The organism is Loktanella fryxellensis, from assembly GCF_900110065.1.
In the GTDB taxonomy this organism is placed as follows: Bacteria; Pseudomonadota; Alphaproteobacteria; order Rhodobacterales; family Rhodobacteraceae; genus Loktanella; species Loktanella fryxellensis.
In genome coordinates this window covers 39,231-63,783 of the sequence record NZ_FOCI01000014.1, presented here as the reverse complement: position 1 = coordinate 63,783, position 24,553 = coordinate 39,231, and the positions used below count along the sequence as shown (strand labels likewise).

Sequence of the window (24,553 nt, the reverse complement as noted above, 5' to 3'; positions counted from 1 at the left end):
ATGAAGATGACGACCAAGGCGATCATGGTGCTGCTGGCACTCTCGACCGCGGCCTGCACCCGCCCCGATCGCTTTGGCGGGGCCGGCGACGGCACGGGCGCTGGCGCGGGCGGTGCCCCGCTGGCGACGGGTGCAGGCACGGGCGGCGCGTCCGACCCGCGCAGTGCTGCGTATTTCCAGCAGACCGTGGGCGATCGCGTACTGTTCGTCGTGGACAGCAGCACGCTGACCCCGCAGGGGCAGGCGACACTGGACGGTCAGGCGACGTGGTTGCAGACCAACAGCGATTATCTGGCCATCATCGAAGGTCACGCGGACGAGCAGGGCACGCGGGAATACAACCTCGCCCTTGGTGCCCGCCGCGCCAACGCGGTGCGCGAGTATCTGCTGTCCAAGGGGATCTCGGACACCCGCCTGCGCACGATCAGCTACGGCAAGGAACGCCCGATCGAGGTCTGCTCGAACGAGGAATGCTACGCCAAGAACCGCCGCGCCGTGACGGTCATCAGCGTCGGATCGCTGAGCTGATGCGCGCCGTCGCGCGGACAACGGTGGCGGCCCTCGCGCTGGTGATCGGTGCGACGGGCGCGGGCGCGCAGGATACGGCGACGCTGGCGGACATCCGCGCGCAACTGGGTACATTGTATGGCGATGTGCAGGGGTTGCGGGCAGAGCTGTCGTCCAGCGGCGCGCTGAGCACTGGCGTGGCGGGGGCGACCCCGCTGGACCGGCTGAACGCGATCGAGGCGGAACTAACCCGCCTGACCGGCAAGACCGAAGAGCTGGAGTTCCGCATCAACCGGATCACCACGGACGGCACCAACCGGATCGGCGATCTGGAATTCCGTCTTTGCGAAATCGAAGAAGGCTGCGACATCGGCGCTCTGGGCGACACGCCCTCGCTCGGCGGTGCGGATTCTGCCGCCAACGTGCCGACCCCCGCCCCGGCCACGCCGGATGCACCGCAACTCGCCGTCGGCGAAAGTCAGGACTTCCAGCGGGCGCAGGAGGCGCTCGCATCCGGTGACTTTCGCGGCGCCGCTGATCTCCTTGCGACCTTTGGCACGACCTACCCGGCCTCGTCCCTGAGGCAGCAGGCGGCCCTGATGCGGGGACGTGCGCTGGACGGTCTGAACGACACGCCCAACGCCGCGCGCGCCTACCTCGAGGCGTTTTCCGGCAATCCCGAAGGCGCCGACGCGCCAGAGGCGTTGTTCCGCCTTGGCCGCGCACTGGGCGGCGTCGGGCAGGTGCAGGACGCCTGCGTCACGCTGAGCGAGGTCGGCGTGCGGTTCCCGCAATCGCCTTTCGTCGCCGAGGCGGCCAATGCGCGCGTCACGCTGGGATGCACCTGACGGCATCGCTGCCGCAGCGGTTCGCGGACCGCATGGGGCGCCTGATCGGCCCCGATTTCCCCACCGACCTCGGTGTCGCCGTTTCCGGCGGCGGCGACAGCATGGCGATGCTGCATCTGTCCGCAGGCTGGGCGCGTGTCTATGGCGTGCGCCTGTGGGTTGCGACCGTCGATCACGGGCTGCGGCCGGAGAGTGCGGCAGAGGCCGCTCTGGTGGCGGACGAGGCGCGTGGCCTCAATCTGTCGCACAGCACGCTGCGCTGGACCGGATGGGACGGTACCGGCAACCTGCAGGATGCGGCGCGTGAGGCGAGGCGCAACCTGATCGGGCGCTGGCGTGGCGTGTGCGACCATGTCCTGATGGCCCACACCCGCGACGATCAGGCGGAAACGCTCTTGATGCGGTTGGCGCGCGGGTCCGGCGTGGACGGTCTGGCGGCAATGGCCGATGTGGCGACGGTGACGCAGGACATACCGCTTGCGCCGGTCGGCGATGCCGGTGGTCCGCCCTGGCTCCCCACGCTGCCGGGCGACTGGCAGATCGTGCGGCCGCTGCTAGATGTGGACCGCGCGGAATTGCGTCATTACGTTAAAACCCTGCGCATCCCCTTCGTCGATGACCCCAGCAATGACGACACGACCTATGCCCGTGTGCGGATGCGGCGTCTGATCGGTGCCGAGGGGTTGGACACTGCCACCCTGACCGCCACCGCGCGGCGCATGGCGCGGGCACGGGTGGCCCTTGGCCGTCGGGCGCAGGACGTGGCGGCGATGGTGGTGCGACGGACGTCGGATCCGCTGCTGGACGGCTGCCTCGCGTTCGACCGCGACCGCTTCGCCGCCGTCGAAGAGGAGACGCAACTGCGCCTGCTGGCAGCCGCGATCCAGCAGGTCGCAGGTGCGACCTATAGACCGCGCACCACGGCACTGGAGGATGCGCTGGACCGTGCGCTGGGTGGTGGTGTCACGACCCTGCACGGTGCCGTCGTCGTGCCGCAGCGCGACACGCTCTTCGTCGCGCGGGAAGCGGCCCGGGCGCAGGGGCCGATCCCCGTGACGCCCGGAGGCGTCACATGGGACGGACGCTGGCGCATATCGTGCAACGATCCCAAAGGGTTGCACGTCGCGGCATTAGGCGCTGCCGGACTGGCGCAGGTCGGGGTAAAGCCACATCCGCGCCCGCATCCCCACGTCCTTGCGGCGCTGCCGGGGCTGTGGGACGGCAACCGGCTGGTGGGATGCCGCGCATTGGGGTTCGGCATCGCCCACGCGGTCATCTGCGAGCGGAGTGGTGCCGATGATCTGCTGCGACGGCTTGCGCATTGAAGATCGCCGCGAAATGTCTATTTTGCATGACAACGAACGGTCTGTTAACCGATAGCCGTTATTTCCCGATGTCAAAGGAGCCTTTCATTTGGGCAACGCGCGTAACATCGTCTTTTGGGTCGTCCTGTTCCTGCTGGTTCTGACGCTGTTCAATCTGTTCAGCGGTGGCAGCGGCGCGGGGATGAGCAACACCAAGAGCTACTCCGAATTCGTCACCGCAGTCGAAAGCGACAGCGTCCAAAGCGTGACGCTGGACGGCGAACAGGTCCGCTATCGCGGCAGCGACGGCGTGAACTACGTCACGGTGAAACCGGCGGACGCCGAAGTGACTAACCTGCTGATCGCCCAAGGCATTCCTGTCACTGCGCAAAGCCAGGAACAGTCGGCCCTGTCCAGCTTTCTGATCGGCCTGCTGCCCTTCGTGCTGCTGATCGGCGTCTGGGTCTATTTCATGAACCGGATGCAGGGCGGCGGCAAAGGCGGTGCCATGGGCTTCGGCAAGTCCAAGGCCAAACTGCTGACCGAAAAGCATGGGCGCGTCACGTTCGACGAGGTGGCCGGCATCGACGAGGCGAAGGACGAGCTGGAGGAGATTGTTGAATTCCTGCGCAATCCGCAGAAGTTCAGTCGTCTTGGCGGCAAGATCCCCAAGGGTGCGCTGCTCGTCGGTCCTCCGGGTACCGGCAAGACGCTGCTTGCGCGTGCCATCGCCGGTGAGGCGGGTGTCCCGTTCTTTACAATCTCCGGCTCCGACTTCGTCGAGATGTTCGTGGGCGTGGGTGCCAGCCGTGTGCGCGACATGTTCGAGCAGGCCAAGAAGAACGCGCCCTGCATCGTGTTCATCGACGAAATCGACGCCGTGGGCCGGTCCCGTGGGGCCGGTTATGGCGGCGGCAACGACGAGCGTGAACAGACGCTGAACCAGCTTCTGGTCGAGATGGACGGCTTCGAGGCGAACGAGGGCATCATCATCATCGCGGCCACCAACCGGCCCGACGTGCTGGACCCCGCACTGCTGCGTCCCGGTCGTTTCGACCGTCAGGTGACGGTGCCGAACCCTGACATCAAGGGCCGCGAGAAGATCCTGTCCGTTCACGCCCGCAAGGTGCCACTGGGCCCGGATGTGGACCTGCGCATCATCGCACGCGGCACGCCCGGCTTCTCTGGTGCCGATCTGGCAAACCTCGTGAACGAATCGGCACTGATGGCCGCCCGTGTGGGCCGGCGGTTCGTGACGATGATCGATTTCGAATCCGCCAGGGACAAGGTCATGATGGGTGCCGAGCGTCGGTCCATGGTCATGACCGAGGACGAGAAGAAGCTGACCGCCTATCACGAAGCCGGTCACGCGGTGGTGGGCCTGAACGTGCCGCAGCACGACCCGATCCACAAGGCGACGATCATTCCGCGCGGTCGTGCGCTGGGGTTGGTGTTGAGCCTGCCGGAACGCGACCAGCTGAGCGTCAGCTACACCAAATACACCTCCAAGATCGCCATGGCGATGGGCGGGCGTGTGGCGGAAGAGCTGGTGTTCGGTCTGGATCAGGTCACGTCGGGCGCATCGTCCGACATCCAGCAGGTCAGCAAGATCGCCCGCGCGATGGTGACGCAGTTCGGCTATGCAGAAGAGCTGGGCTTCGTCGACTATGCGAACGAGCAGAACTCGTATCTCGGCAATTATGGCGGCGGCACGAACCACTCGGCCGACACGCAGAAGATCATCGACGACAAGGTGAAGGCACTTGTGCAGGAAGGCTACGACACGGCCAAACGCATCCTGACCGAGAAGCGCGACGACCTCGAGCGTCTGGCGCAGGGTCTGCTGGAGTACGAGACACTGACCGGGAGCGAGATCACGCGCGTCATGGCAGGCGAGGCGCTGAACCGTGGCGACGATCAGGACGATACCCCGTCCGGTGGCAACACGATCCCGACCGTTCCCAAGACCCGCAAGAAGCCGCAGATCGATGGCGGCATGGAGCCTGAACCCACTGTCTGACCCCTAACGGGGCTGATACGGCTAAGTGATCACGGGTTGAACTTTCAAAGGTCCCATGCTGCAAGGCATGGGGCCTTTTACGATTTCGGGCCATGGAGGGAGAGACAGGATGCCGGCACTCGTCAAGACGCGGCACGTGGCCACGATCACATGGCTGGGCCGTGTCCCGCACCGGGATGCAGCCGACATCGTGGGCGAGGTCCGTGAGGTCATGCCCCTCGGCTTCGACGGGTTCGCGGAGGAGGTTCACGCCGGTGTCACGCGGGCATCCTGCAGCCGCGTGACGACGCAGCACCCCAAGGGCACTACCATCCGCAACGTCCGCCAGTTGAGCATCGTGAGTGCGGAAGAGCTGGCGGTGATCGCCGCGCGGCTCGACCTCGACCGGATCGACCCCGCCTGGCTTGGCGCCAGCGTCGTGGTGCAGGGCATCGCCGATTTCACCCATCTGCCGCCGTCGGCGCGGCTGCAGGGCCCCGATGGGGTGACGCTGGTGGTGGACATGCTGAACCAGCCCTGCACCCTCGTCTCGCGTACCATCGAACTGGCGCGGCCGGGGCACGGCAAGGCGTTCAAGGCCGCCGCCAAAGGCCTGCGCGGCGTCACCGCATGGGTCGAGCGCCCGGGCACCCTGCACATGGGGGACAGCCTCGTGCTGCATGTGCCCGGCCAGCGGCCCTGGATGGCGGATGCAGCAACAGCCGATCAAGCGGACCTCTTCTGACCGTCCCCGGTGCGGATCACTTGGACATCCGAGCAGCGTGATCATGCACCTTCTAAAGCAGAGTCCATCGCAGCCGCGCCCATCCTGATACCCTGCGCCACACCGGGACCGCCCTGTGCCGCGCGGGCCCCGAAACGGCTCAAGCGGAGCGCCACATTGACGGGGTGGCGCACCCCTGACACCCTCGACGCAGGACAAACCGGAGATCCCATGCGCAGTGACATCGAAATCGCCCGCGCGGCGTCGAAGCGGCCGATCCAGCAGATCGGCCAGACGTTGGGGATCGGCGCCGGCGATCTGGTGCCCTACGGCCATGACAAGGCCAAGGTCAGCCAGCCGTTCATCGACAGCCTGCAGGGCAGGCCGGATGGCAAGCTGATCCTGGTCACGGCGATCAACCCGACGCCTGCGGGCGAGGGCAAGACCACGACGACCGTGGGGCTTGGCGACGGGCTTGCCGCCATCGGCAAGAAGGTTGCCGTCTGCATCCGAGAGGCGTCGCTGGGTCCGTGTTTCGGGATGAAGGGCGGTGCCGCCGGGGGCGGACGCGCGCAGGTCATCCCGATGGAGGACATGAATCTGCATTTCACCGGGGACTTTCATGCGATCACCAGCGCCCACAATCTGCTGGCCGCGATGATCGACAATCACATCACGTGGGGCAATGCGCTCGACATCGACATCCGCCGGATCACGTGGCGGCGGGTGATGGACATGAACGACCGCGCCCTGCGCCAGATCACGACGGGGCTCGGCGGCGCCGCTAACGGCTATGCCCGCGAGACGGGGTTCGACATTACCGTGGCGTCGGAGGTCATGGCGATCCTGTGTCTGGCCCGCGATCTGGCGGATCTGCAGGACAGGGTGGGACGGGTCGTCGTCGCCGTGCGCCGCGACGGCACCCCGGTCCATGCCCGCGACCTCAAGGCGGATGGTGCCATGACCGTGCTGCTGCGCGACGCGATGCAGCCCAATCTGGTGCAGACGCTGGAACACACGCCCGCTTTCGTGCACGGCGGACCGTTCGCCAACATCGCGCACGGTTGTAATTCGGTCATCGCGACGGCCACGGCGTTGAAGCTGGCGGATTACGTGGTGACCGAAGCAGGGTTCGGCGCCGATCTGGGTGCCGAGAAGTTCATGAACATCAAGTGCCGCAAGGCAGGCCTTGCGCCCGCCTGCGTCGTGCTGGTGGCGACGGTGCGCGCGATGAAGATGAACGGCGGCGTGGCCAAGGCCGATCTGGGGGCCGAGGATGTGGCCGCCGTGACCGTGGGCTGCGCCAATCTGGGCCGCCACATGGACAACATCGCGCGCTTTGGCGTGCCGGTGATCGTGGCAATCAACCATTTCACCGGTGATACCGCAGGAGAGATTGCCGCGGTGCAGGACTTCGTCGCGGCGCGCGGCACGCGGGCGATCCTGTGCCGCCACTGGGCGGAAGGGTCTGCGGGGATCACCGATCTGGCGCAGGCCGTGGCCGAGGTCGCGGACGCGGGCGTGGCGGATTTCGCGCCGCTCTATCCCGATGCGATGGGGCTGGCGGACAAGATCGACACGGTCGCGCGGCTGATCTATGGTGCCGACCGCGCGGTGATGGACGACCGCATCCGCGACCGCTTGCTGTCGTGGGAGGCGGAGGGTTACGGCGATCTGCCGGTTTGCATGGCCAAGACACCATATTCCTTTACCACCGATCCGGGTGTAAGGGGTGCCCCGACGGGGTTCGACGTGCCCGTGCGCGAGGTGCGGCTGAGTGCAGGGGCAGGGTTCGTCGTCGCGATCTGCGGCGAGATCATGACCATGCCCGGCCTGCCCAGCGCACCCGCGGCGGAACGGATCGGTCTGAACGCGGCAGGACAGATCGAAGGTCTGTTCTAAGGCCGGTGTGCGACGCTGTCCGGTCCGCTGGCCCGCATGCGTCCCACCGTCCCGTTAAGGAGTGTGACATGACGGCTGACATCATCGACGGCAAAGCCTTTGCCGCAGGCCTGCGCAACAAGGTGGCGGGCCACGTGGCGCGGCTGGTGGCGGATCACGGCATCACGCCGGGTCTGGCGGTGGTGCTGGTCGGCGACGATCCGGCGTCCGACGTCTATGTCCGGTCCAAGGGGCGCATGACCAAGGCGGCGGGGATGCTCTCGGTCGAACATCGTCTGCCTGCGGACACGACGCAGGACGACCTGCTGGCGCTGGTGGCGCGGCTGAACGCCGATCGGGCGATCCACGGCATCCTCGTGCAACTGCCTTTGCCCAAGGGGATCGACGAGGCGCGGGTGCTGGCGACCATCCTGCCTGCCAAGGACGTGGACGGGTTCCACATCTCGAACGTCGGGCTGCTGGCTGTGGGGCAGCGGGCGATGGTGCCGTGCACGCCGCTCGGCTGCATCTTGATGCTGCGCGAGCATCTGGGCGATCTGTCGGGGCTGGACGCCGTCGTGATCGGGCGCAGCAACATCGTTGGCAAGCCGATGGCGCAACTGCTGCTAGGCGAGAATTGCACCGTCACGCTGGCCCATTCCCGCACCCGCGATCTGGCGGGCGTGGTGCGCCGGGCCGACATCGTCGTGGCCGCCGTGGGACGGCCCTGCATGGTGACGGCTGACTGGATCAAACCCGGGGCCACGGTGATCGACGTGGGCATCAACCGCACCGATGCAGGGCTGGTGGGTGATGTGGACTTCGCGGGCGTCGCCGCCGTGGCGGGGGCGATCACACCGGTCCCGGGCGGCGTCGGCCCGATGACCATCGCCTGCCTGCTGGCGAATACGGTTACCGCCTGCTGCCGGGCCAACGGCCTGCCCGAACCGATGGGGCTGACGCTGTAAGCGGCACGCAGATCGCCCGGCGTCCCGTCAGGATGGCAAGGATGCGTCCCGTGAACAGCCCGCTCAGCACAGGGTCGGTGGCCCGCAGACCCCCCGTATAGGCGCCGTAGGCGGGCAGGATCAGGCGGTTGCCGTCGGTCAGAAAGCAGGGCCGTGCCGTGCCGGTGCCGGGGATCGCATGCTTCGGGTGGTAGTGGCCCGAAATCTCGTGCGGCGTGGCACTCGCGATGTGCCGGAACGTCAACCCGCCACAGTCGTGCTGCGCCACGTGGGTGCCGCCAAGGGCCAGCGGGCCGGGATCGTGGTTCCCTTCCGCCCACAGCCAGCGTCGCCCCGCCTGCAGGCTGGTGAGCATGGCGGTGTCGGTGACGTCCAGACTGTCCGCCGCCATCAGGTCGTCGAAACTGTCGCCGAGGCACAGCACCGTGGCAGGGTCGGTCAGCGCGATGTCGGCGGCCAGCCGCGCCAGCGTCTCGCGCGTCTCGTAGGGGGGCAGCATCCGGCCCGTGCGCCGTGCGATGCGGTCGGCCTTGCCCAGATGCAGGTCCGACACGCACAAGAGCCGCCGATCGCCCCACCACAGCGCGCCGGAGGGCAGAGCGGTCAGAACCTGTTCACCAAATCGAAAGACATGCGTGTTCATGATCCGTTCCATGCCGGGATTGGAGGGCGCGTGCAAGGGTCAGAGTGTATCGAGGCCGGCTTCGGTCATCAGACGGGTGGCCGCATCCTCCATCAGCCGTTCGCGGCCGGCACCGGCAATGGGAATGCGCCCCGCCTCCAGCAGCATGGGTGCGGCCAGCGGGCTGACGCGGGGCAGGATGACGTGATCGACGCGGCCACGGGTGCGGTCCAGCATCTCCTCGATCCGCCCGAAATCCACGAGGCCGCGCAGCGCCTCCTCGCGCGTCACTTGCAGCATCAGGTGGTCGGGGTCGTATTTCGTCAGCGTGTCATAGAGAATATCGGACGAAAACGTCGCCTGCCGCCCCGACGTGCGCGCCTGCGGCAGGTTGCGCTGGATCAGCCCCGCGATGGTGGCCGACGCGCGGAACGTGCGTTTCATCACCGCATTGCCCGCCAGCCAGTCAGCAAACCCGTCGTGCAACGCGGTATCTTCGAACAGCGGCGCGGGGTCGGCCACGGGCGTCAGCCCCCAGACGAGGGTGGCATAGTCGGTGGCGACGAAGCCGAGGGGGTCGAGGCCCATCTCCTCCATCCGCTTGGTCAGCAGCAGGCCGAGGGTCTGTTGCGCGTTGCGCCCGGCGAAACCGTAGAAACAGGTCTGGTGACGACCATCGTAGACAAAGGATTCCACAAGGATGCGATCCGCCTCCGGCAGTTTCGACATCTCGCGCTGCAGGTGCAGCCATTCTGCGGTGTGTGCGGGCAGGTCGGGCCAGTCGTCTTGACGGAACATCCGCAACACCCGCTGCGAAAGTTGGGTCGAGGTGGCGAATTTGGTCCCCATGAAGGTGGCGATCTTGGGCGGCTTGTCGGCGCGGCGCGTGACCTCGACCGCCATCTCGCGCAGGCTCTCGTAACGCACGATCTCTCCGCCGATCAGGAACGTGTCGCCGGGGGTCAGGGTGGCGGCGAAGGCTTCCTCGATCTCGCCCAAGGGTTTGAAACCGCCCTTCAGCCGCACCTTCAACGTGTCGGTGTCCTGGATCGTGCCGATGTTCATGCGCAGGTCGCGGGTCGCGCGCGGATCGCGCAGGTGCCACAACCCGTCGCGCAACTGCAGCCGCTTCCAGCGGTCATAGGCCCGCAGCGCATAGCCCCCCGTCGCGCAGAAATCGAGGCAGGCGTCGAAGTCCGCCCGCGACAGGCGGCTGTAGGCGCCGACGGTGCGGATTTCCGCGAACAGGTCGTCGGCGGTGAAGGGACCCGCGCAGGCGCGGATCAGGATGTGCTGGCACAGCACGTCGCGCGGACCGGGCCCGGGCGGGTCGCCGTCGAGGTCGTGGTCCCGCGCGGCCTGCAAGGCGGCCACGCATTCCACCACCTCGAACCGGTTGGCGGGCACCAGCAGCGCCTTGCTGGGCGCGTTGTAGCGATGATTGGCGCGGCCGATGCGCTGGATCAGGCGTTTTACGTTCTTCGGCGCACCGACCTGGATCACCAGATCCACGTCGCCCCAGTCGATGCCGAGGTCGAGCGAGCCCGTGCAGACGATGGCACGCAACGACCCTGCAACCATCGCCGCCTCGACCCGCTGGCGCTGGTCGCGGTCGAGGCTGCCGTGGTGGATGCCGATCGGCAGGTCGGTGTCGTTCGCCAGCCAAAGGTTGTGGAAAAAAATTTCGGCCTGCGCGCGGGTGTTGTGAAAGATCAGCGTCGTGTTGTGCTGCTTCACCTGCTCCAGCACGGCTGGAATCGCATATTTCGCGCCGCCACCCGCCCATGGCGGGCGTTCGTCCGTCACCAGCATCGCGATGTCGGGGTCCGGGCCCGGATCGGCGAAGAGGATCTCGCACGGGTACGGATGATGGGCGAGGCCATGGGCGATGCGCGCGGGATTCTCGACCGTGGCCGACAGGCCGACACGGCGCAAATCGGGCGCCATCGCCTGCACCCGGCTCAGCGCCAGCATCAACTGGTCGCCGCGCTTGGATTCCGCCAGCGCGTGGATTTCGTCCACGATGACCCGCTGCACACCGGCGAACATGCGTGGCGCATCCTCGTAGGACACCAGCAGCGCAAGGCTTTCCGGCGTCGTCAGCAGGATATGCGGCGGGTCGGCCCGCTGGCGCCGCTTCTGTGTGGCGGACGTGTCGCCGGTCCGGTCCTCGATCCGGATGGGCAGGCCCATGGCGGCGACGGGGGTGGTCAGGTTGCGCTTGATGTCGGCGGCCAGCGCCTTCAACGGCGAGACATAGAGCGTGTGCAGACCCTGATGCGTACCGTCCGCCAACTCCGCTAGCGTCGGCAGAAAGCCCGCCAGCGTCTTGCCACCGCCCGTGGGCGCGATCAGCAGCAGGGCGGGGGCATCGCTGCGGTCCAGCATCGCCTGCTGGTGGGGGTGGACCGACCACCCTTGCGTGGCGAACCAATCGGCGATGACGGGGGGCAGTTCCATCCCCCGGATGTGGTCCGCGGGCTGGGGGTGGTCAAGACGTCAGCGGACGATCTCTTCGGACTGCACGAACATGTTGGCCCAGGCGCGGTCGATCAGGGCGGGCGACATCTGATAGGGAATGCCCTCGAACTCGCAGATCGAGACCATCTGGTCGATCAGGAAGACCGGCTGGTAATTGGCATAGACGTTGTCGATCGTCGGATAGAGGTCGTTGAGCAGGTGGATCAGCGTCGCTTCGTCCAGCGGCATCTTCTTCTTGCGCGCCACGATGGAAAAGATCTTGAGATAGTCGGCCTGGCTCGGCCCGTCGATCTTGATCTTGTAGAAGATGCGTCGCAGCGCCGCCTGATCGAAGATCGCGTTGGGGTGAAAGTTGGTGGAAAAGATCACCAGCGTGTCGAACGGTACCTCGAACTTTTCGCCCGATTGCAGGGCGAGGATGTCGCGCGATTCCTCCAGCGGCACGATCCAGCGGTTGACCAGCGCCTGCGGCGGTTCCGCCTGACGGCCAAGGTCGTCGACGATGAAGATGCCGCCGGTGGATTTCATCTGCAACGGCGCCTGATAGGTCCGTGCCACGGGGTTGTAGACGAGGTCCAGCATGGACAACGACAACTCGCCCCCGGTGATGACGGTCGGGCGTTCGCAGCGGACGTAACGGGTGTCGAACCGGCCCGTCGTGCGGCGCAAAGAGGTGGGGTCCTGCGTTTCATCCTCGGCGCTGGCATGGACGATCGGGTCGTAGACGGTGATGACCTGCCCCGCGTATTCCACGGCGCGTGGAACGTAAATCCGGTCCCCCAAGGCGTCGCGGATGCCGTTCGAAATCGACGATTTGCCGTTGCCCGGCGGGCCATACATCAGGATCGACCGCCCCGACGACACCGCCGGGCCAAGGTTCGAGATCAGCGCGGGCGGCAGGATCAGGTGCCCCATCGCCGTGGTCAGCTGATCGCGGGTGATCTGGATGTTGCGGATCGACTGGCGGGCGATCTGTTCGCGATAGACCGACAGCGGAACGGGCATCGCGCCGTAGTATTCCGACTGCCGCAAGGCGTCCTGTGCCCGCGCGCGGCCCGCATCGGTCAGTTGATAGCCCATCTCGTTGCTGCCCGTGGCGGTCAGGCTGCCCGTCGCTTCGAGCAGCAGGTGGCTGCGGGCCAGGTCGAGCAGCTCCTGCGTGACGTTCACCGGCAGGCAGACTGCGCGCGACAGGGTCGAGACGTGGTTCAGGTTCATACGGAACATCGTCTTGATCAGGATGTCGCGCATCATGGGGATGGGCAACGCCATCGCGTCGATAGACCGGGGTGGGGGCGGGGACATCACCCCGGCGGCAAGCATGTTCAAGACGGGTCATCCCTGACTATGGCCGGGGCGCTGGCCCCGCCTGCGCACAGGGATGACGGACATTTGTGGCCGAAAGAAGGACCGGGTCGTGCAGTCCCGTGGCAGATCCGGACACTTTGCCTAGACGCGGGTCGCCAGTCCCAGATAGGCGACGAGGGTCATCGCCAGCGGCACGCCCATGGGAAAGCGGCGCCCAGAGGTCCAGCTGGCCCAGTGCGGCACGCGGGCGCGCAGCGGCGACAGGCGCGCGAGGCGGTGCACGGCCCACCCCAGCAGCAGACATATGCCAAAGACATAAAGCAGGATTCCAAGGTCGCCGGTCGCCACCATGGGGGCTGCGGCGGCGGCGAACTTGGCGTCACCGGCGCCGATGCCGCCAACGGCGTTCAGGATGATGCCGATCACCAGCACGATTCCCAGATGCGCCCAACCCCACAGATAGGTGGTCATCGGCAGGGCGATCAGCCCGAGCACCGCATAAGCGGCGACCAACGTCAGGACGGCGCCATTCGTGATCTTCATCCGCGACAGGTCCGTATACGAAACCCAAAGGCCCACCGGCACGGCGGCCAGCAGGAACCACCATGCGGCGGATGCAGACAGTGCCATGGATCAGGCCTCTTCCAGCGCGCGGAGCGACCGGGCGGCTTCCTCGAAATGCTGGGGATGGGTGTCGATCGCTTCGCGCAGCAGACCCTTGCCGGTGGCCACGTCGTTCTGCTTGATCGCCGTCAGCGCCATTGTATAGAGCAGTTGCGCCCGCTCGGTCTGGGTCATCGGGACCACGGGCAGGTCGTATTTGCGCTGTGCCCCGCGCGCGAGCACGAGGTTGTTCTTGGCGGTGAACAGGCTGTTGTCCTGCCGCAGGGCATCGATGAACAGCCGTTCGGCACCGGCATGATCCCCGCGCGTCAGCTTGGAATAGCCCCAGTTGTTGATCGTGTTCGCTGGCGTCGTGGTCAGGCCGGCCGCCGTTTGATAAAAGCTGTCGGCCTTGTCCCATTGCTGCTTGCTGTCGGCGATCATCGCCTCGAGCTTGTAGCGGTCGAAGGTTTCATGGGTCGGCGGGATCGCGTTCAGGGTCGCGGCAGCGGCGTCCCACTGGTTCGAGCGGATCTGCGCATCGGCCAGATCGACGCGGTCGTCCAGATTGGATTGCGGATTGCCCACCACGGCCTGCCATGCGGTGACGGCCTCGGCCGCGCGTCCGGCCCGGATCAGCGATGCAGCAAGACCGCGCTGCAGGTCGATCCGGTCGGGTTCGGTGGCGACGGCGCCGGAGAAGTATTTCACGGACTCCTCGGGGTCGCCCACGGTCATCATCACATCGTTCAGGTTCGTCTCGTCCACGATGTCGAGGTCCTGCATCGCGCGCTGTACTTCTGCGTCACCGTTGCGCGCACCGCAGGCGGACAGTGCCAGCATCCCGGCCAGACAAATGTATACGGTGTGGCGCATGTTCCTGCGTCCTTTGCTGCTGCCTCAGAGCGGTTCGATGGTGTCCCCATCGCCCATGACGACCAGTTCAACGTCCTGGTTCTGTTGGGAGGGATCGTAGATAACCGCGTCGCGTTTGGATAGCGCCAAGCGCAGGTTCTCCCGGATCTCGTCGGAATTCCCGCTATCCGTGGCATAAGCGCGACGAAACGCTTCGGCGGCTTCGGCGAAATCGCCGTTTTCCAGCAGCAGGACACCCAGATTGTTCCATGCGGGCGGAAAGTCGGGCGCATCCTCGGTGGCGCGCCGCAGCAAGCCTTCGGCCTGTCCCAGACGTCCAAGCCGCAGGTTGGCGGACCCGAGCGCCGACAACGTGTCGACGTTCAGCCCCTGCTGGGCTGCGGCGCGGGTATAGGCGTCCAGCGCAAGTTCGTATTCACCGGCGGCCATCAGGCGGTGGCCCACCACCAGCCCGTCGGTCTTTGCGCGGCCTGCCACCCCGGGGGCATAGACGCCGTCGCCGCGGGCAAGCGGGCCGCCCGACGCGCAGGCGGCCAGCGTCAGGCACAGGATTGCCGCGGCCGCGCCGCGACGGTGATGGGTCATTGGGCTATTCTCCGGTGCCCATCATCCTCGTGATGCCGACGATCGAGGGCCCGATCAGGATCATCAAAAGCGGCGGCACCGTCAACATCATCGTGGCGAGCGTCATCTTCGTGGGCAGCTTGTTGGCCGCTTCTTCGGCCTTCATCACGCGCTTGTCACGCATTTCGCTGGCATAGACGCGCAGGGCGTCGCCGATCGAGGTGCCGAACTGCTGGCTCTGGATCAGAACGGTGCAGAAACTGGTGATGTCCTGCACGCCGCAGCGTTCGGACATGTCGCGCAGAACCGCCTCCTTGCCCTTGCCGGCCTTCATCTCCTGGCTGACGATCTCGAACTCCTGCGCAAGGTCGGGAAAGCCCGACTTCAACTCGCGGGCGACCCGCAGGATCGACTGATCCAGCGACTGACCGGCCTCGACGCAGACAAGCATCATGTCGAGGCTGTCGGGAAAGCCGTGCTCGATCGCTTCCTTGCGGCTGGCGACACGACGGGTGATCCAGTATTTCGGCAGCAGATACCCGACGCAACCTGGCGTCAGCAGCATGATCGCCATGTTCTTCTGCGTGACGGGGGCCATCTGCATTTCGAGCAGGGCATAGATGCCGCCCAGCACGAGCCCCAGGATGCCCATCGCGAACTGGGCAAAGTGGAAATAGCGGACGGCGTTCTTGCTCTTGTAGCCGGCCTGCAGCAGTTTCAGGCGCGCGGCACCGTATTCCTTTGCGTCCTGCGGTTCGAGGAAGGTGGCATAGCGCTCCAGCTTGCTCTTGCCGCTGGACGTGCGCAGGCGTTCTGTCTTGGGACCCGCTGCCCTTGCCGCGTCGGCGCGGGTCGCGGCCTTGATCCGGTCGAGCGGATCAGTGGGGCGTTTCAGGACCACCGGCAGGGTGATCAGGATCAGCAGGACGCCGAACAGTCCCAGCACCATGAGCCCGCCGAAGGGGCCGAGGACGTCGATCATGCGCGCATTGAGGGTGTCGATGATGTTCATGGATCAGACCTTGATGTTCACGAGGGCACGCATGACGATCAGGTTCGCGATCAGAAACCCGGCTACCACCAGACAGGCGGGGATGAAGATCGGATCGTCCATGATCTCGTCGAAATAGTCGGGCTGGATCATGTTGATGACGACCAGCGCGCCGATGGGAAAGCCGGACAGCAGCTTGCCGGACCACTTCGCCTCGGCGGTGATCGCCTTGACCCGCCGGAACAGGCGGAACCGCGCGCGGATTACCTTTGCCAGACCATCGAGGATTTCCGCGAGGTTGCCACCGGAGGTCTGCTGGATCGTGACGGCGACGGCAAGGAACCGCAGATCCTGCATGTCGAGGCGCTCGGCCATCGCCTTGAGCGTCTCACCCATGTCGCGGCCATAGGCGGCCTCGTCCGAGATGACGCCCATTTCCGTCCCCAGCGGGTCGGCGATTTCCTTGGCAACGATCTGGATGGCCGACGAGAATGGATGCCCCACGCGCAGCGACCGCACCAGCAGCTCGACAGCCTCCGGCAACTGCTCCTCCATCAGGGCCATGCGCTTGCCTGCCTTGACGCTGATCCAGGCATAGACGCCGCCGATGCCCATGCCGACGGCCAGGACGGCACGGGTCGGCAGGGCCACGGCCGTCATGACCGTCAGCAGGGCAAAGGCCATGACACTGACCCCCGCCATCACCATGATCAGCTGCGGCGGGGTAAACGCGATGTTGGCACGCTGCGCCTTGGCCGCAAGGATCGAATAGAGCGGGATGCTTTGCGACTGCATGTGCTGGGTCATCTCCTTGCGGAGTTGTTCCAGCACCTGTTCGCGGTTGCCGCCCTTTTCCAGCAGTTCCAGCCGCCGGTTGACCTTGCCGTTCTGCGTGATCGAACGCCCGAACAGGACCAGATACAGGCCCTGCACCAGCACGATGACGGCTGCGAAGATCGCGATGTAGATCAGCGGCTGTGAGGAAATCATGGGGCTTTACTCTGCAACGAGGGGTTCGAAGATGTGCGGCGGCAGGTCATACCCCCACAGCTTGAAGCGGTCCGAGAAGTGACTACGCACGCCGGTGGCCGTGAAGTGACCGATGATCTTGTTCTCGGGGGTCAGACCGATGCGCTGGAACTTGAAGATTTCCTGCATCGAGATCACGTCGCCTTCCATCCCCGTGATCTCGGTGATGGACGTCATGCGCCGCGATCCGTCCTGCAGGCGCGAGGCCTGCACGATCAGGTTCACAGCCGAGGAGATCTGGCTGCGCATGGCCTTGATCGGCATCTCGATGCCGGCCATCGCGATCATGTTTTCCAGGCGGCTCACGCCGTCGCGGGCCGAGTTGGCGTGGATCGTGGTCATCGACCCGTCGTGGCCGGTGTTCATCGCCTGCAGCATGTCGATGACTTCCTCGCCGCGCGTCTCGCCCACGATGATGCGGTCGGGGCGCATCCGCAGCGCGTTCTTCAGACAGTCGCGCTGGGTCACGGCGCCCTTGCCTTCGACGTTGGGCGGGCGGCTTTCCATGCGGCCGACGTGGATCTGCTGTAGTTGCAATTCGGCCGTGTCCTCGATGGTCAGCACGCGTTCGTCGTTGGCGATGAAGGACGACAGCGCGTTCAGCGTCGTCGTCTTGCCCGAACCCGTGCCGCCGGACACGATGATGTTCAGCCGGGTGGCGACGGCGGCCTGCAGATAGGCGGCCATCTCCTCTGAGAAGGCGCCGAAGCGCACCAGATCGTCGATGCCGAGCTTTTCCTTCTTGAACTTGCGGATCGACACCAGGCTGCCGTCCACGGCGATCGGGCCGACCATCGCGTTGAAACGCGATCCGTCCGCCAGTCGCGCGTCGACGTAAGGGTTGCTTTCGTCGACGCGGCGACCCACCGCGCTGACGATCTTGTCGATGATCCGCAGCAGGTGTTTTTCGTCCTTGAAGGTGACGTCGGTCAGTTCCAGCTTGCCGCCGCGTTCGACGAAGATCTGGCGCGGCCCGTTCACGAGGATGTCGTTGACACTGTCGTCCTTCAGCAGCGTCTCCAGCGGTCCCAGACCCTTGACCTCGAAGAACAGGTCCTGCGTCACCGTCGCCCGTTCCTCGCGGTTCAGGACGATGCCCATCTCCTCCAGCGTCTCGGTGGCGATGGCGTTGATTTCGTTGCGCAGGTCGGTTTCGCTTGCGTTCTCGAGGGCGGCGAGGTTCAGGTTTTCCAGCAAGGCCTTGTGCAGTTCGAGCTTGATCTCGCCCAGCCGCTCCTTGCGCTTCTTTTCGCGGTCGGCGGGGACCACTTCGGCCGCACGGGTGGGCATGACCTTCATCAGGGATGCGCGGGGCGTGATGGGGGCCTGTGCCGTGACGGGGGCCGGGGCGGCGGGTTTCAGGGCCGCGACGTTGCTTGCAGGGGCGACGTGCGCGGTGCCGGGCTTCTTGTATTTGGAAAACATGGCGATGCTCCTGTCCTCAGCCGCGGGCTTCGGCGGCGTCGGCCTGATTGACCGCATGAACCGAGGCCGCGAGTTTCACGATCTCCTTGCGCATCGGGTTCTTGGGCGCGTTCATCGCAAGCGGCGTGCCATGATCGCAGGTCTGCGCGACCTGCTTGCCGCCGTCGGGCAATTGCACCTCGATCGCGATCCCAAGGCTTTCGGCCAATCGCTTGACCCGCGCCTTGCCGGACAGATCGGTGAAACCGGGGGCCCTGTTCAGCACGAAGCGCAGCTTGTCGAAGGGCAGATCCTCTGATTGCAGGGTCCGCTTGAGCCGCAGGGTGTTCTGTGCCGACCGCATGTCGAGCTCCAGCGTCGCGAAATACACATGCGCCGCCTCGAGGACGGTCTGCGACCATTCGACCATGGTGGACGGCATGTCGATCACGACATAGTCGAAATTGGTCCGTGCCATCTCCAGCACGCGCGACACGTCGGCGGCAGTGATCAGATCCAGCGGGATCATGTCCGTGGGGGCCGTCAGCACGTGGAGTTTCTGATTGAACGGCAGCAGCGCCTGAAGAAAGGACGTGCTGTCCATCGAATCCGTGTCGGACAGCAGTTCCAGCACCGCCTCTCGCCGTGGCAGGTCGAGGTAAGTGGACGCGGTGCCGAATTGCAGGTCCAGATCCAGCAGACACACGCGCGGTGTCGCAACCTTGTCCACATGGGCCAGTTCCCACGCCAGATTGACGGCAAAGGTGGTGGCACCCGTGCCTCCGGCCATGCCGTGCACCGCGATCAGCACCCCATCGTGGCTGCCGGTGGTCTTGGGGCGCGTGGTGTCTTCGGGCGTGGCCGGCACCTCTGCGGCGGGGGCCAGGACACGTTCGATCGCGTTCGCAAGCTCCTTTTCCGGCAGCGGATAGGGCACGAACTCGTCCCCTCCCTCGCGCAGCAGCAGGTGCAGCGCCGTGGGGCTGACGTCCTCGGTGATCAGGATGACCTTGATGTCATGCGCCTTGGCGGCGGTGATGACGGCGATGACGACATCCAGTCGCTTTTCGTCGTCGGCATCCAGCGCAAGGGCCAGAAACTGCAGGTCGCTGGCATCGGGTTGGCGCAGGAATGCGACCGCGTCGTCAAAGCTGAGATCGCCCCAGCGTTCCCCCAGCGCCGCCTCCATATCCTCGATCAGCAGATCGAAGTTCTGCACGTCACGGCTGACGGTGCAGGCCACGAGGGCAGGGCTTTCGGATTTGAAAACAGCGAGACTACTCATGCGACACATCCTCTTTGCACGGGCGTGCCGGGGTGCGGAGCCGGGACCATGCCCGAAGCCGTCAGCCGGTTCTGCCGCCCGACCTGCATGACGCAGGACATGACGGGCCCGTGGAACCAGCATTGGTGGCTAATCGTGTCGAGATTGGGACAGAATTCGCGTGATTATGCGATTACTCTGAACAGCGCCGAAGGGGCGTGCCGACGTGCACCAGCGGTGTGCGCCGCATCCGGCTCATTCGGGCGCTGCACCGCCCCCGCTGGTGCTTTCACCCGACGACAGGGTGCTGGGGGGCACGGCGCTGGCGACGTATTCGCGAAAGATCACGGCGGCATACTTGCCGTTCAGCAGCATGGGCGATCCGGCGACGAAGCCAGACACCTCTGTCACGGTGCGGCGGTTCTGCTGTTCCGGCGCCTGCGTGGCGACGACGGGCCGCGTCTCGCCATAGGATACCAGCGCCTCCAGCCGGGTCGGGCTGATGCCCTGCCGCGACAGAAAGGCCACGACCGCGTTGGCCCGCGCAAGGCCGAGCGACTGGTTGTAGCTGTCGGACCCGACCAGATCGGTGTGCCCATAGACGCGGAATCGCACCTCCGGGAACTGGCGGATCCAGTTGGCCTGACGTGTCAGGGTGGCCTGCGCCGCTGCATCGAGCTGTGCCGAGTTGAAACCGAACGTCACCGTCGTGTCCACCTCGGCTGCAAAGCGGCCCCCCAGATGTGCCGTCGCTCCGGCGGCGTTGGTCATCGCGGCAGCGTTCAGAGCGGTGGCCGCACCGAAGCCTGGCGTGGCACCGGCCCCCGTGGCGGGACCGGGCTGTGGCGCGCAAGCCCCCAGCGCAAGGGCTGCAGCAAGGGCGGTGGCCGTCGGAAAAGCGTTCATGGTGCCGGTGCCCCTCATTCCATCACATATCCGTAGGACCCGCTGAAGTCCTGTCGCGCCACCTCGCCCGCGCCGCCGGCGGTCGGGCCGTCGACATTGCCGAACAGGAACATGTCGCGTTCCGACGGCGGCTGGACACGGTCGGTGGGCAGGGCCAGCGCCTGTCCGCGGGTCGGCGTGACCAGATGCGGCGTCACGATGATGACGAGCTCGGTCTGCTGGCGGCTGTATTCGACGCTGCGGAACAGCGACCCCAGTACCGGCACGTCGCCAAGCCACGGGACCTGCCCCTTGAGGTTGGTGAAATCGTCGGACAGCAGACCTGCGATGGCGAAACTCTCGCCGTCGCGCATTTCCACCGTCGTCGATGTCTCGCGCCGCTTGAAGGCGCTGATCGTGAACCCGTTGGCCGTGAACCCGTTGGCCGGGTCGATGGACGACACCGCCGCCAACAACTCGAGGTTGATGATGTCGCCGTCCACCACCCGTGGCGTGAACACCAGTTCGACGCCGAAGGGCTTGAATTCGACCGTGATCTGGCCGTCTTCCTGCGCGACGGGCACGGGATATTCACCACCGGCGAGGAATTTCGCCTCTTGCCCGGACAAGGCGGTCAGGTTGGGTTCGGCCAGCGTGCGGACCACGCCCCGGGATTCGAGCGCCTCCAGCAGAATGCCGACCTCGAGCCCGCCCGCGTTGAAGCCGAACAGGAACGCACCGTTCGAATCAGAGTTCGACGCTATTCCGCCCGATCCGCCCACCGAGGCGCCGGACGTGGCGACAGGCCCCAGTCCCGACAGGTTGCCGACACTGCTGTTGCTGCCCGCCGTCAAGGAGGAGGCAAGCGATTTGCTGACGGCGCGCTGCATTTCGGCAAAGCGGACCTTCAGCATGACCTGCTGGGTGCCGCCCACGCTCATCAGGTTGGACACGCGCTCCGGCGCATAGCGTTCCGCGAGTTCCATCGCGCGGTCCAGCCGCGCGGTGCTGCTGACGGTGCCTGACAGCACGATGCCGTTGTTGGCGGTGCGCACTTCGATGGGCTCGCCGGGCAGGATCTGTTCCAGACGCTCCTTGAACTCGGCGATGTCGGGCGTGACCTGCACCTCGACGTTGCTGATCAGGCGGCCATCGGGCCCCAGGATCGTCATCGTCGTGCGGCCCGGCTCCTTGCCCAGCAGATAGATGGTGCGGTCGGACAGCGACGAGATGTCGGCGATGCCGGGGTTCGCGATCGAGATTTCGGTGAACGGCTCGTCGCTTTCGACGACGATGGCGCGGTTCATGGGAACGGCCAGCGGCGCGGTTGCGGACCCGCGCAGCACGCGCAGGGTTTCGGCGGATGTCGTCACAGGGGCGAAGGCAACAGCCAACGCAAAGACTGTCACGACAGCCTTCGTAAATCTGTCGATGCTCATTGTGACCTGCCTCTCCGATCACGCGTCAGCGGAAATTATTTTCCGTCATTGCGACCAGCATCGCGCGTGTGTCGAAAAATAGCAATCGGCAATGGTTTGGCCGGCGCACTTGATGTGGATAACGCGCAACAGCGCGCGTTTTTCACAGCACACGGGGGGCCGCAGATGCGACCCCCCGGACCTGACTCAATCCTGTAGGGGCCACAGATCCGTGGCCCCCATCCATCAGTTGGTGCAGGCAATCTCCATGCGTGCGGTCTCGGTCCCGCGACGCACCGTGGTATAGCAGGTTTCCGGCACCGCTTCTGGGGCGGGGGCAGGGGCGTCGGCGACGATCACGGGGGCCTCCGGTGCCTCTGGCAGGGTGATGGCTTGGGCGCCGTCCGGCACGATGGTCAGGTCTGCATCCGCGCCCACCAGTGACAGTGTCAGGCGACCATCGGCCTGCGCCTGCGCCAAGCGTGCCACGTCGTCTGGGCTGACCTGCACGGTCACGGTCGACGGGACGACCTGATCGACGCTGTTGCGGTCGGTGCTCTGATCCACGGCGATCAGCTCGATCGCGCTGCCGATCAGCCATGTCTCTTCCGGTGCATCGCCGAAGGCACCCGTCCAATAGATATCGACCCGGTTACCAGGCCGCAGAAAGCCCGAGACGGCGGTGCTGGCATCGACGCGGATCGTGAAGGCGCGCATCCCTTGGCGCAGTTCCTGCGTGATGCTGGTGATTTCGCCGGGTGCCGTGACCTTGCTGGCCAGGATCACTTCGTTCACGTCCATCGGGCGCAGGATGCTGCGTGTCTGCGCCTCGCCTTCCGGAAAAAGGTCGGCGAGGGTCGGGAACGTGCCTTCCGGCAGGAAGTCGGTGGCATATTTGACGGTGACCACATCTTCCGGCGTGATGGCGTCACCGAACAGGACCGGTTTGCTGACGGCGAGAACGTCCGTGGTCGCAACGCTCGATGCAGCACGCTCGCGTTCCGCGATCAGCGCCTGTTCGGTATCGGCGACATAGCCCTTGACCATGTAGACGGCGAAGCCTGCCAAGGCCATCCCGAGGACGAGGACGAGTGAAAAGACGCTACGCATCGGAAGCTCCTGTGGCGGGGTGGGTGGGCAGGTGCGGCAAGGCCGTTGGTCATTTGCTGAGAAACGCGCCGCGTTGTGATCAGTTCGGCACCGTTGCGACGATCGTCGTGGTGATGTGGTCCGTCCTGGATTGCAGGCTGGCGGTGATGCCTATGATCACCATCAGGCCAAGGCCGACGATGGCGGCGGTCAGCACGACCCAATCGACGGTGACCGCACCATCATCGTCGCGCAAGAACGTGCAGAAGAAGTGTGTCATGACGAGGGGCTCCGATATGTCAGATTGCGTAACGCACAAACATTGCGAAACTGTGGTGAAGCTAAGGCCCTGGTTCGGTATCTGAAGAAAAGCCGCGCCGTTTTCGGGCGCGGCTTTTGTAACGTCGCGCGTGCGTCGCTTAGTTGGTGCGGGTGATGTCGGTCGCGATCGCGGTAGTCTTCGTCGTCACGGCGGTCCGCACCTGCGTGCCGACAAGCAGGCCCAGAGCCACGATGGCGGCGGTCAGCACGACCCAGTCGACGGTCACGGCACCGTCTTCGTCGTTGCGGAAGTTTTTCAGGAAGTTCAGCATTTGTAATCCCTCCTCAGGGTATCGCTCATGTGTTGCATCCCTTGCCGGATCTGTGCGTGCCGGCCTCTTGTTGGCCCGCTCCCCGTCTTGGATGAGGTGATATAGCCGTCCGATTGCGTCCGAAATTTGGCGTGTTTCGTGCTATTTCGGGATCCGTTCAGAAATCGTCAATGTGTTCATAAGGCACTGAAATTAAAAATATATTTAATCTCAGAATTCGCATTGTGAGGGGCAACCCGTTGCCGGGGTGTGCGCAATAGCATCGCCTGTCCACCATTGTTCACGGCAACGTGGAAATCAGCTGGCGGATCTGCCATGCTGTCCGCAAAACATACGTCGAGCAGGACGCACCAACATGAACCAGACGGCATGGCCCATCGCGGCCGTCCTGTGCCTGTGTAGCGCCGTGGCGCAGGGTCAGGACAGGTTGCAACCGGACTTCACCTTCAAGCGGGTGGGGGTTCCGGCGTCGGGGGGATCGCGCATCACCGTTCAGGTCGATCCCAGCGCACCGCCCGCCACCATGTTCGCCGCCCGCCCGCAGGCCATCGCGACGCCGGACGGGTCCATCGCACCCGTGCCGCAGCCGTCCGGGCTGGACTGGTTCTGGTCCACAATCTCGACCAGCATCGCCGACTCCGGTCCGGGGCGGCTGGAACAGGCGTTGCAGGTCATCGCCGAACCGCCCGCCGGACAGGCGGTGCCAGCCCCGCGCCTGCAATCGCTGCAGGATATCGCCGCCATCCACGGGGTGGAGATCCTCAAGGCGACCGTCGGCACCCGCGTCAGTCCGGCGCTGGTCCTCGCCCTCATCAGCGTGGAAAGCGCGGGGAATGCGCAGGCGGTCAGCCGCGCGGGCGCGCAGGGGCTGATGCAACTGATGCCGGATACAGCGACGCGGTTCGACGTGACCGACAGCCTGTCGCCGTCCCAGAACATCCGCGGCGGGGTGGCCTACCTCGACTGGTTGATGAACAAGTTCGACAACGATCCGATCCTCGTGCTCGCGGGCTACAACGCGGGCGAAGGGTCGGTGCGTGACAACGCAGGCGTGCCGCCGTTCCCCGAAACGCGCGGCTATGTGCCCAAGGTGCTGGCGGCTTTTGCCGTCGCACGCGGCCTGTGCCTGACCCCGCCGGAACTGGTCAGCGACGGCTGCGTGTTCGCGGTCAGCCGGTCTTAGTTCGAATCCGGC

Annotated in this window: 23 protein-coding genes; 8 read left to right on the top strand and 15 right to left on the bottom strand. The window is 65.6% G+C overall.

Annotated features, from left to right (window positions below):
• From pal to BMX16_RS11710, 7 genes are all read left to right on the top strand, one after another.
• Nucleotides 1-528: a peptidoglycan-associated lipoprotein Pal gene (gene pal / locus BMX16_RS11740; protein ID WP_089903596.1), complete on the top strand. Its 528-nt coding sequence runs from the start codon at nt 1-3 to the stop codon at nt 526-528.
• Nucleotides 528-1,355: a tetratricopeptide repeat protein gene (locus tag BMX16_RS11735; RefSeq protein WP_089903593.1), complete on the top strand. Its 828-nt coding sequence runs from the start codon at nt 528-530 to the stop codon at nt 1,353-1,355. The genes pal and BMX16_RS11735 overlap by 1 nt, the downstream gene beginning before the upstream one ends.
• The gene (gene tilS / locus BMX16_RS11730) at nt 1,346-2,680 is read left to right on the top strand and encodes a tRNA lysidine(34) synthetase TilS (RefSeq protein WP_089903590.1); all 1,335 of its coding nucleotides are present in this window, start codon (nt 1,346-1,348) and stop codon (nt 2,678-2,680) included. Before BMX16_RS11735 ends, tilS begins: the two co-directional genes overlap by 10 nt.
• An 88-nt stretch (nt 2,681-2,768) precedes the next feature.
• Complete coding sequence (ftsH, locus tag BMX16_RS11725) at nt 2,769-4,679, top strand: ATP-dependent zinc metalloprotease FtsH (RefSeq protein WP_089903586.1); 1,911 nt, start codon at nt 2,769-2,771, stop codon at nt 4,677-4,679.
• Nucleotides 4,680-4,788: 109 nt separating this feature from the next.
• Nucleotides 4,789-5,403 (top strand): MOSC domain-containing protein, encoded by a 615-nt coding sequence (locus BMX16_RS11720; RefSeq protein ID WP_089903583.1) that lies wholly within the window; start codon nt 4,789-4,791, stop codon nt 5,401-5,403.
• 210 nt (nt 5,404-5,613) lie between these two features.
• Nucleotides 5,614-7,284 (top strand): formate--tetrahydrofolate ligase, encoded by a 1,671-nt coding sequence (locus BMX16_RS11715; protein WP_089903580.1) that lies wholly within the window; start codon nt 5,614-5,616, stop codon nt 7,282-7,284.
• Between the two features lie 68 nt (nt 7,285-7,352).
• Entirely contained in the window at nt 7,353-8,231 is an 879-nt protein-coding gene (locus tag BMX16_RS11710; RefSeq protein ID WP_089903577.1) for a bifunctional methylenetetrahydrofolate dehydrogenase/methenyltetrahydrofolate cyclohydrolase, read from the top strand.
• On the opposite strand, the gene pdeM is transcribed toward BMX16_RS11710, so the two are convergent.
• From pdeM to BMX16_RS17630, 15 genes are all read right to left on the bottom strand, one after another.
• Nucleotides 8,176-8,874: a ligase-associated DNA damage response endonuclease PdeM gene (gene pdeM / locus BMX16_RS11705; RefSeq protein WP_089903574.1), complete on the bottom strand. Its 699-nt coding sequence runs from the start codon at nt 8,872-8,874 to the stop codon at nt 8,176-8,178. The genes BMX16_RS11710 and pdeM overlap by 56 nt on opposite strands.
• Before the next feature lie 39 nt (nt 8,875-8,913).
• Entirely contained in the window at nt 8,914-11,313 is a 2,400-nt protein-coding gene (locus BMX16_RS11700; RefSeq protein ID WP_089903573.1) for a ligase-associated DNA damage response DEXH box helicase, read from the bottom strand.
• A gap of 39 nt (nt 11,314-11,352) precedes the next feature.
• Nucleotides 11,353-12,657, bottom strand: coding sequence for a P-loop NTPase family protein (locus BMX16_RS11695; protein WP_425434032.1), 1,305 nt, complete (start codon nt 12,655-12,657; stop codon nt 11,353-11,355).
• Nucleotides 12,658-12,783: 126 nt separating this feature from the next.
• Nucleotides 12,784-13,272, bottom strand: a complete 489-nt coding sequence (locus tag BMX16_RS11690; RefSeq protein ID WP_089903567.1) for an A24 family peptidase — start codon at nt 13,270-13,272, stop codon at nt 12,784-12,786.
• Nucleotides 13,273-13,275: 3 nt separating this feature from the next.
• Nucleotides 13,276-14,121 (bottom strand): tetratricopeptide repeat protein, encoded by an 846-nt coding sequence (locus tag BMX16_RS11685; protein WP_089903563.1) that lies wholly within the window; start codon nt 14,119-14,121, stop codon nt 13,276-13,278.
• 24 nt (nt 14,122-14,145) lie between these two features.
• Nucleotides 14,146-14,706 (bottom strand): tetratricopeptide repeat protein, encoded by a 561-nt coding sequence (locus tag BMX16_RS11680; protein WP_089903558.1) that lies wholly within the window; start codon nt 14,704-14,706, stop codon nt 14,146-14,148.
• A gap of 4 nt (nt 14,707-14,710) precedes the next feature.
• A complete protein-coding gene (locus BMX16_RS11675) occupies nt 14,711-15,697 on the bottom strand; it encodes a type II secretion system F family protein (RefSeq protein ID WP_089903555.1) in 987 nt (328 codons plus the stop codon).
• A 3-nt stretch (nt 15,698-15,700) separates the two neighbouring features.
• Nucleotides 15,701-16,666, bottom strand: a complete 966-nt coding sequence (locus BMX16_RS11670) for a type II secretion system F family protein (protein ID WP_089903551.1) — start codon at nt 16,664-16,666, stop codon at nt 15,701-15,703.
• Between the two features lie 6 nt (nt 16,667-16,672).
• Nucleotides 16,673-18,130 (bottom strand): TadA family conjugal transfer-associated ATPase, encoded by a 1,458-nt coding sequence (locus BMX16_RS11665; RefSeq protein ID WP_089903548.1) that lies wholly within the window; start codon nt 18,128-18,130, stop codon nt 16,673-16,675.
• A gap of 16 nt (nt 18,131-18,146) precedes the next feature.
• Entirely contained in the window at nt 18,147-19,394 is a 1,248-nt protein-coding gene (locus tag BMX16_RS11660) for a CpaE/TadZ family protein (RefSeq protein ID WP_177174646.1), read from the bottom strand.
• 234 nt (nt 19,395-19,628) lie between these two features.
• Entirely contained in the window at nt 19,629-20,279 is a 651-nt protein-coding gene (locus tag BMX16_RS11655) for an OmpA family protein (RefSeq protein ID WP_089903667.1), read from the bottom strand.
• Between the two features lie 14 nt (nt 20,280-20,293).
• Nucleotides 20,294-21,697: a type II and III secretion system protein family protein gene (locus tag BMX16_RS11650; protein WP_089903543.1), complete on the bottom strand. Its 1,404-nt coding sequence runs from the start codon at nt 21,695-21,697 to the stop codon at nt 20,294-20,296.
• 225 nt (nt 21,698-21,922) lie between these two features.
• Nucleotides 21,923-22,786 carry a Flp pilus assembly protein CpaB gene (cpaB, locus tag BMX16_RS11645; RefSeq protein WP_089903539.1) on the bottom strand — a complete coding sequence of 288 codons (864 nt, stop codon included), beginning with the start codon at nt 22,784-22,786 and terminating at the stop codon, nt 21,923-21,925.
• Nucleotides 22,787-22,865: 79 nt separating this feature from the next.
• Nucleotides 22,866-23,045, bottom strand: coding sequence for a Flp family type IVb pilin (locus BMX16_RS11640; protein WP_089903536.1), 180 nt, complete (start codon nt 23,043-23,045; stop codon nt 22,866-22,868).
• Nucleotides 23,046-23,184: 139 nt separating this feature from the next.
• Nucleotides 23,185-23,358, bottom strand: coding sequence for a Flp family type IVb pilin (locus BMX16_RS17630; protein WP_177174645.1), 174 nt, complete (start codon nt 23,356-23,358; stop codon nt 23,185-23,187).
• Between the two features lie 355 nt (nt 23,359-23,713).
• Here BMX16_RS17630 and BMX16_RS11635 point away from each other — a divergent pair, with 355 nt between their 5' ends.
• Nucleotides 23,714-24,541 (top strand): lytic transglycosylase domain-containing protein, encoded by an 828-nt coding sequence (locus BMX16_RS11635; protein WP_089903533.1) that lies wholly within the window; start codon nt 23,714-23,716, stop codon nt 24,539-24,541.
• Nucleotides 24,542-24,553: the final 12 nt, after the last annotated feature.

What these genes read in the sequence shown, in the direction of transcription:
- BMX16_RS11680 (WP_089903558.1), bottom strand. Translation starts at nt 14,706, where the DNA reads ATGACCCATCACCGTCGCGGCGCGGCCGCGGCAATCCTGTGCCTGACG.
- BMX16_RS11670 (WP_089903551.1), bottom strand. Translation starts at nt 16,666, where the DNA reads ATGATTTCCTCACAGCCGCTGATCTACATCGCGATCTTCGCAGCCGTC.
- BMX16_RS11695 (WP_425434032.1), bottom strand. Translation starts at nt 12,657, where the DNA reads ATGCTTGCCGCCGGGGTGATGTCCCCGCCCCCACCCCGGTCTATCGAC.
- BMX16_RS11665 (WP_089903548.1), bottom strand. Translation starts at nt 18,130, where the DNA reads ATGTTTTCCAAATACAAGAAGCCCGGCACCGCGCACGTCGCCCCTGCA.
- BMX16_RS11635 (WP_089903533.1), top strand. Translation starts at nt 23,714, where the DNA reads ATGAACCAGACGGCATGGCCCATCGCGGCCGTCCTGTGCCTGTGTAGC.
- BMX16_RS11640 (WP_089903536.1), bottom strand. Translation starts at nt 23,045, where the DNA reads ATGACACACTTCTTCTGCACGTTCTTGCGCGACGATGATGGTGCGGTC.
- BMX16_RS11715 (WP_089903580.1), top strand. Translation starts at nt 5,614, where the DNA reads ATGCGCAGTGACATCGAAATCGCCCGCGCGGCGTCGAAGCGGCCGATC.
- BMX16_RS11660 (WP_177174646.1), bottom strand. Translation starts at nt 19,394, where the DNA reads ATGAGTAGTCTCGCTGTTTTCAAATCCGAAAGCCCTGCCCTCGTGGCC.
- pdeM (WP_089903574.1), bottom strand. Translation starts at nt 8,874, where the DNA reads ATGAACACGCATGTCTTTCGATTTGGTGAACAGGTTCTGACCGCTCTG.
- BMX16_RS11720 (WP_089903583.1), top strand. Translation starts at nt 4,789, where the DNA reads ATGCCGGCACTCGTCAAGACGCGGCACGTGGCCACGATCACATGGCTG.
- BMX16_RS11700 (WP_089903573.1), bottom strand. Translation starts at nt 11,313, where the DNA reads ATGGAACTGCCCCCCGTCATCGCCGATTGGTTCGCCACGCAAGGGTGG.
- BMX16_RS11735 (WP_089903593.1), top strand. Translation starts at nt 528, where the DNA reads ATGCGCGCCGTCGCGCGGACAACGGTGGCGGCCCTCGCGCTGGTGATC.
- BMX16_RS11685 (WP_089903563.1), bottom strand. Translation starts at nt 14,121, where the DNA reads ATGCGCCACACCGTATACATTTGTCTGGCCGGGATGCTGGCACTGTCC.
- pal (WP_089903596.1), top strand. Translation starts at nt 1, where the DNA reads ATGAAGATGACGACCAAGGCGATCATGGTGCTGCTGGCACTCTCGACC.
- BMX16_RS11710 (WP_089903577.1), top strand. Translation starts at nt 7,353, where the DNA reads ATGACGGCTGACATCATCGACGGCAAAGCCTTTGCCGCAGGCCTGCGC.
- BMX16_RS11675 (WP_089903555.1), bottom strand. Translation starts at nt 15,697, where the DNA reads ATGAACATCATCGACACCCTCAATGCGCGCATGATCGACGTCCTCGGC.
- BMX16_RS11690 (WP_089903567.1), bottom strand. Translation starts at nt 13,272, where the DNA reads ATGGCACTGTCTGCATCCGCCGCATGGTGGTTCCTGCTGGCCGCCGTG.
- BMX16_RS11650 (WP_089903543.1), bottom strand. Translation starts at nt 21,697, where the DNA reads ATGAGCATCGACAGATTTACGAAGGCTGTCGTGACAGTCTTTGCGTTG.
- tilS (WP_089903590.1), top strand. Translation starts at nt 1,346, where the DNA reads ATGCACCTGACGGCATCGCTGCCGCAGCGGTTCGCGGACCGCATGGGG.
- BMX16_RS17630 (WP_177174645.1), bottom strand. Translation starts at nt 23,358, where the DNA reads ATGCTGAACTTCCTGAAAAACTTCCGCAACGACGAAGACGGTGCCGTG.
- cpaB (WP_089903539.1), bottom strand. Translation starts at nt 22,786, where the DNA reads ATGCGTAGCGTCTTTTCACTCGTCCTCGTCCTCGGGATGGCCTTGGCA.
- BMX16_RS11655 (WP_089903667.1), bottom strand. Translation starts at nt 20,279, where the DNA reads ATGAACGCTTTTCCGACGGCCACCGCCCTTGCTGCAGCCCTTGCGCTG.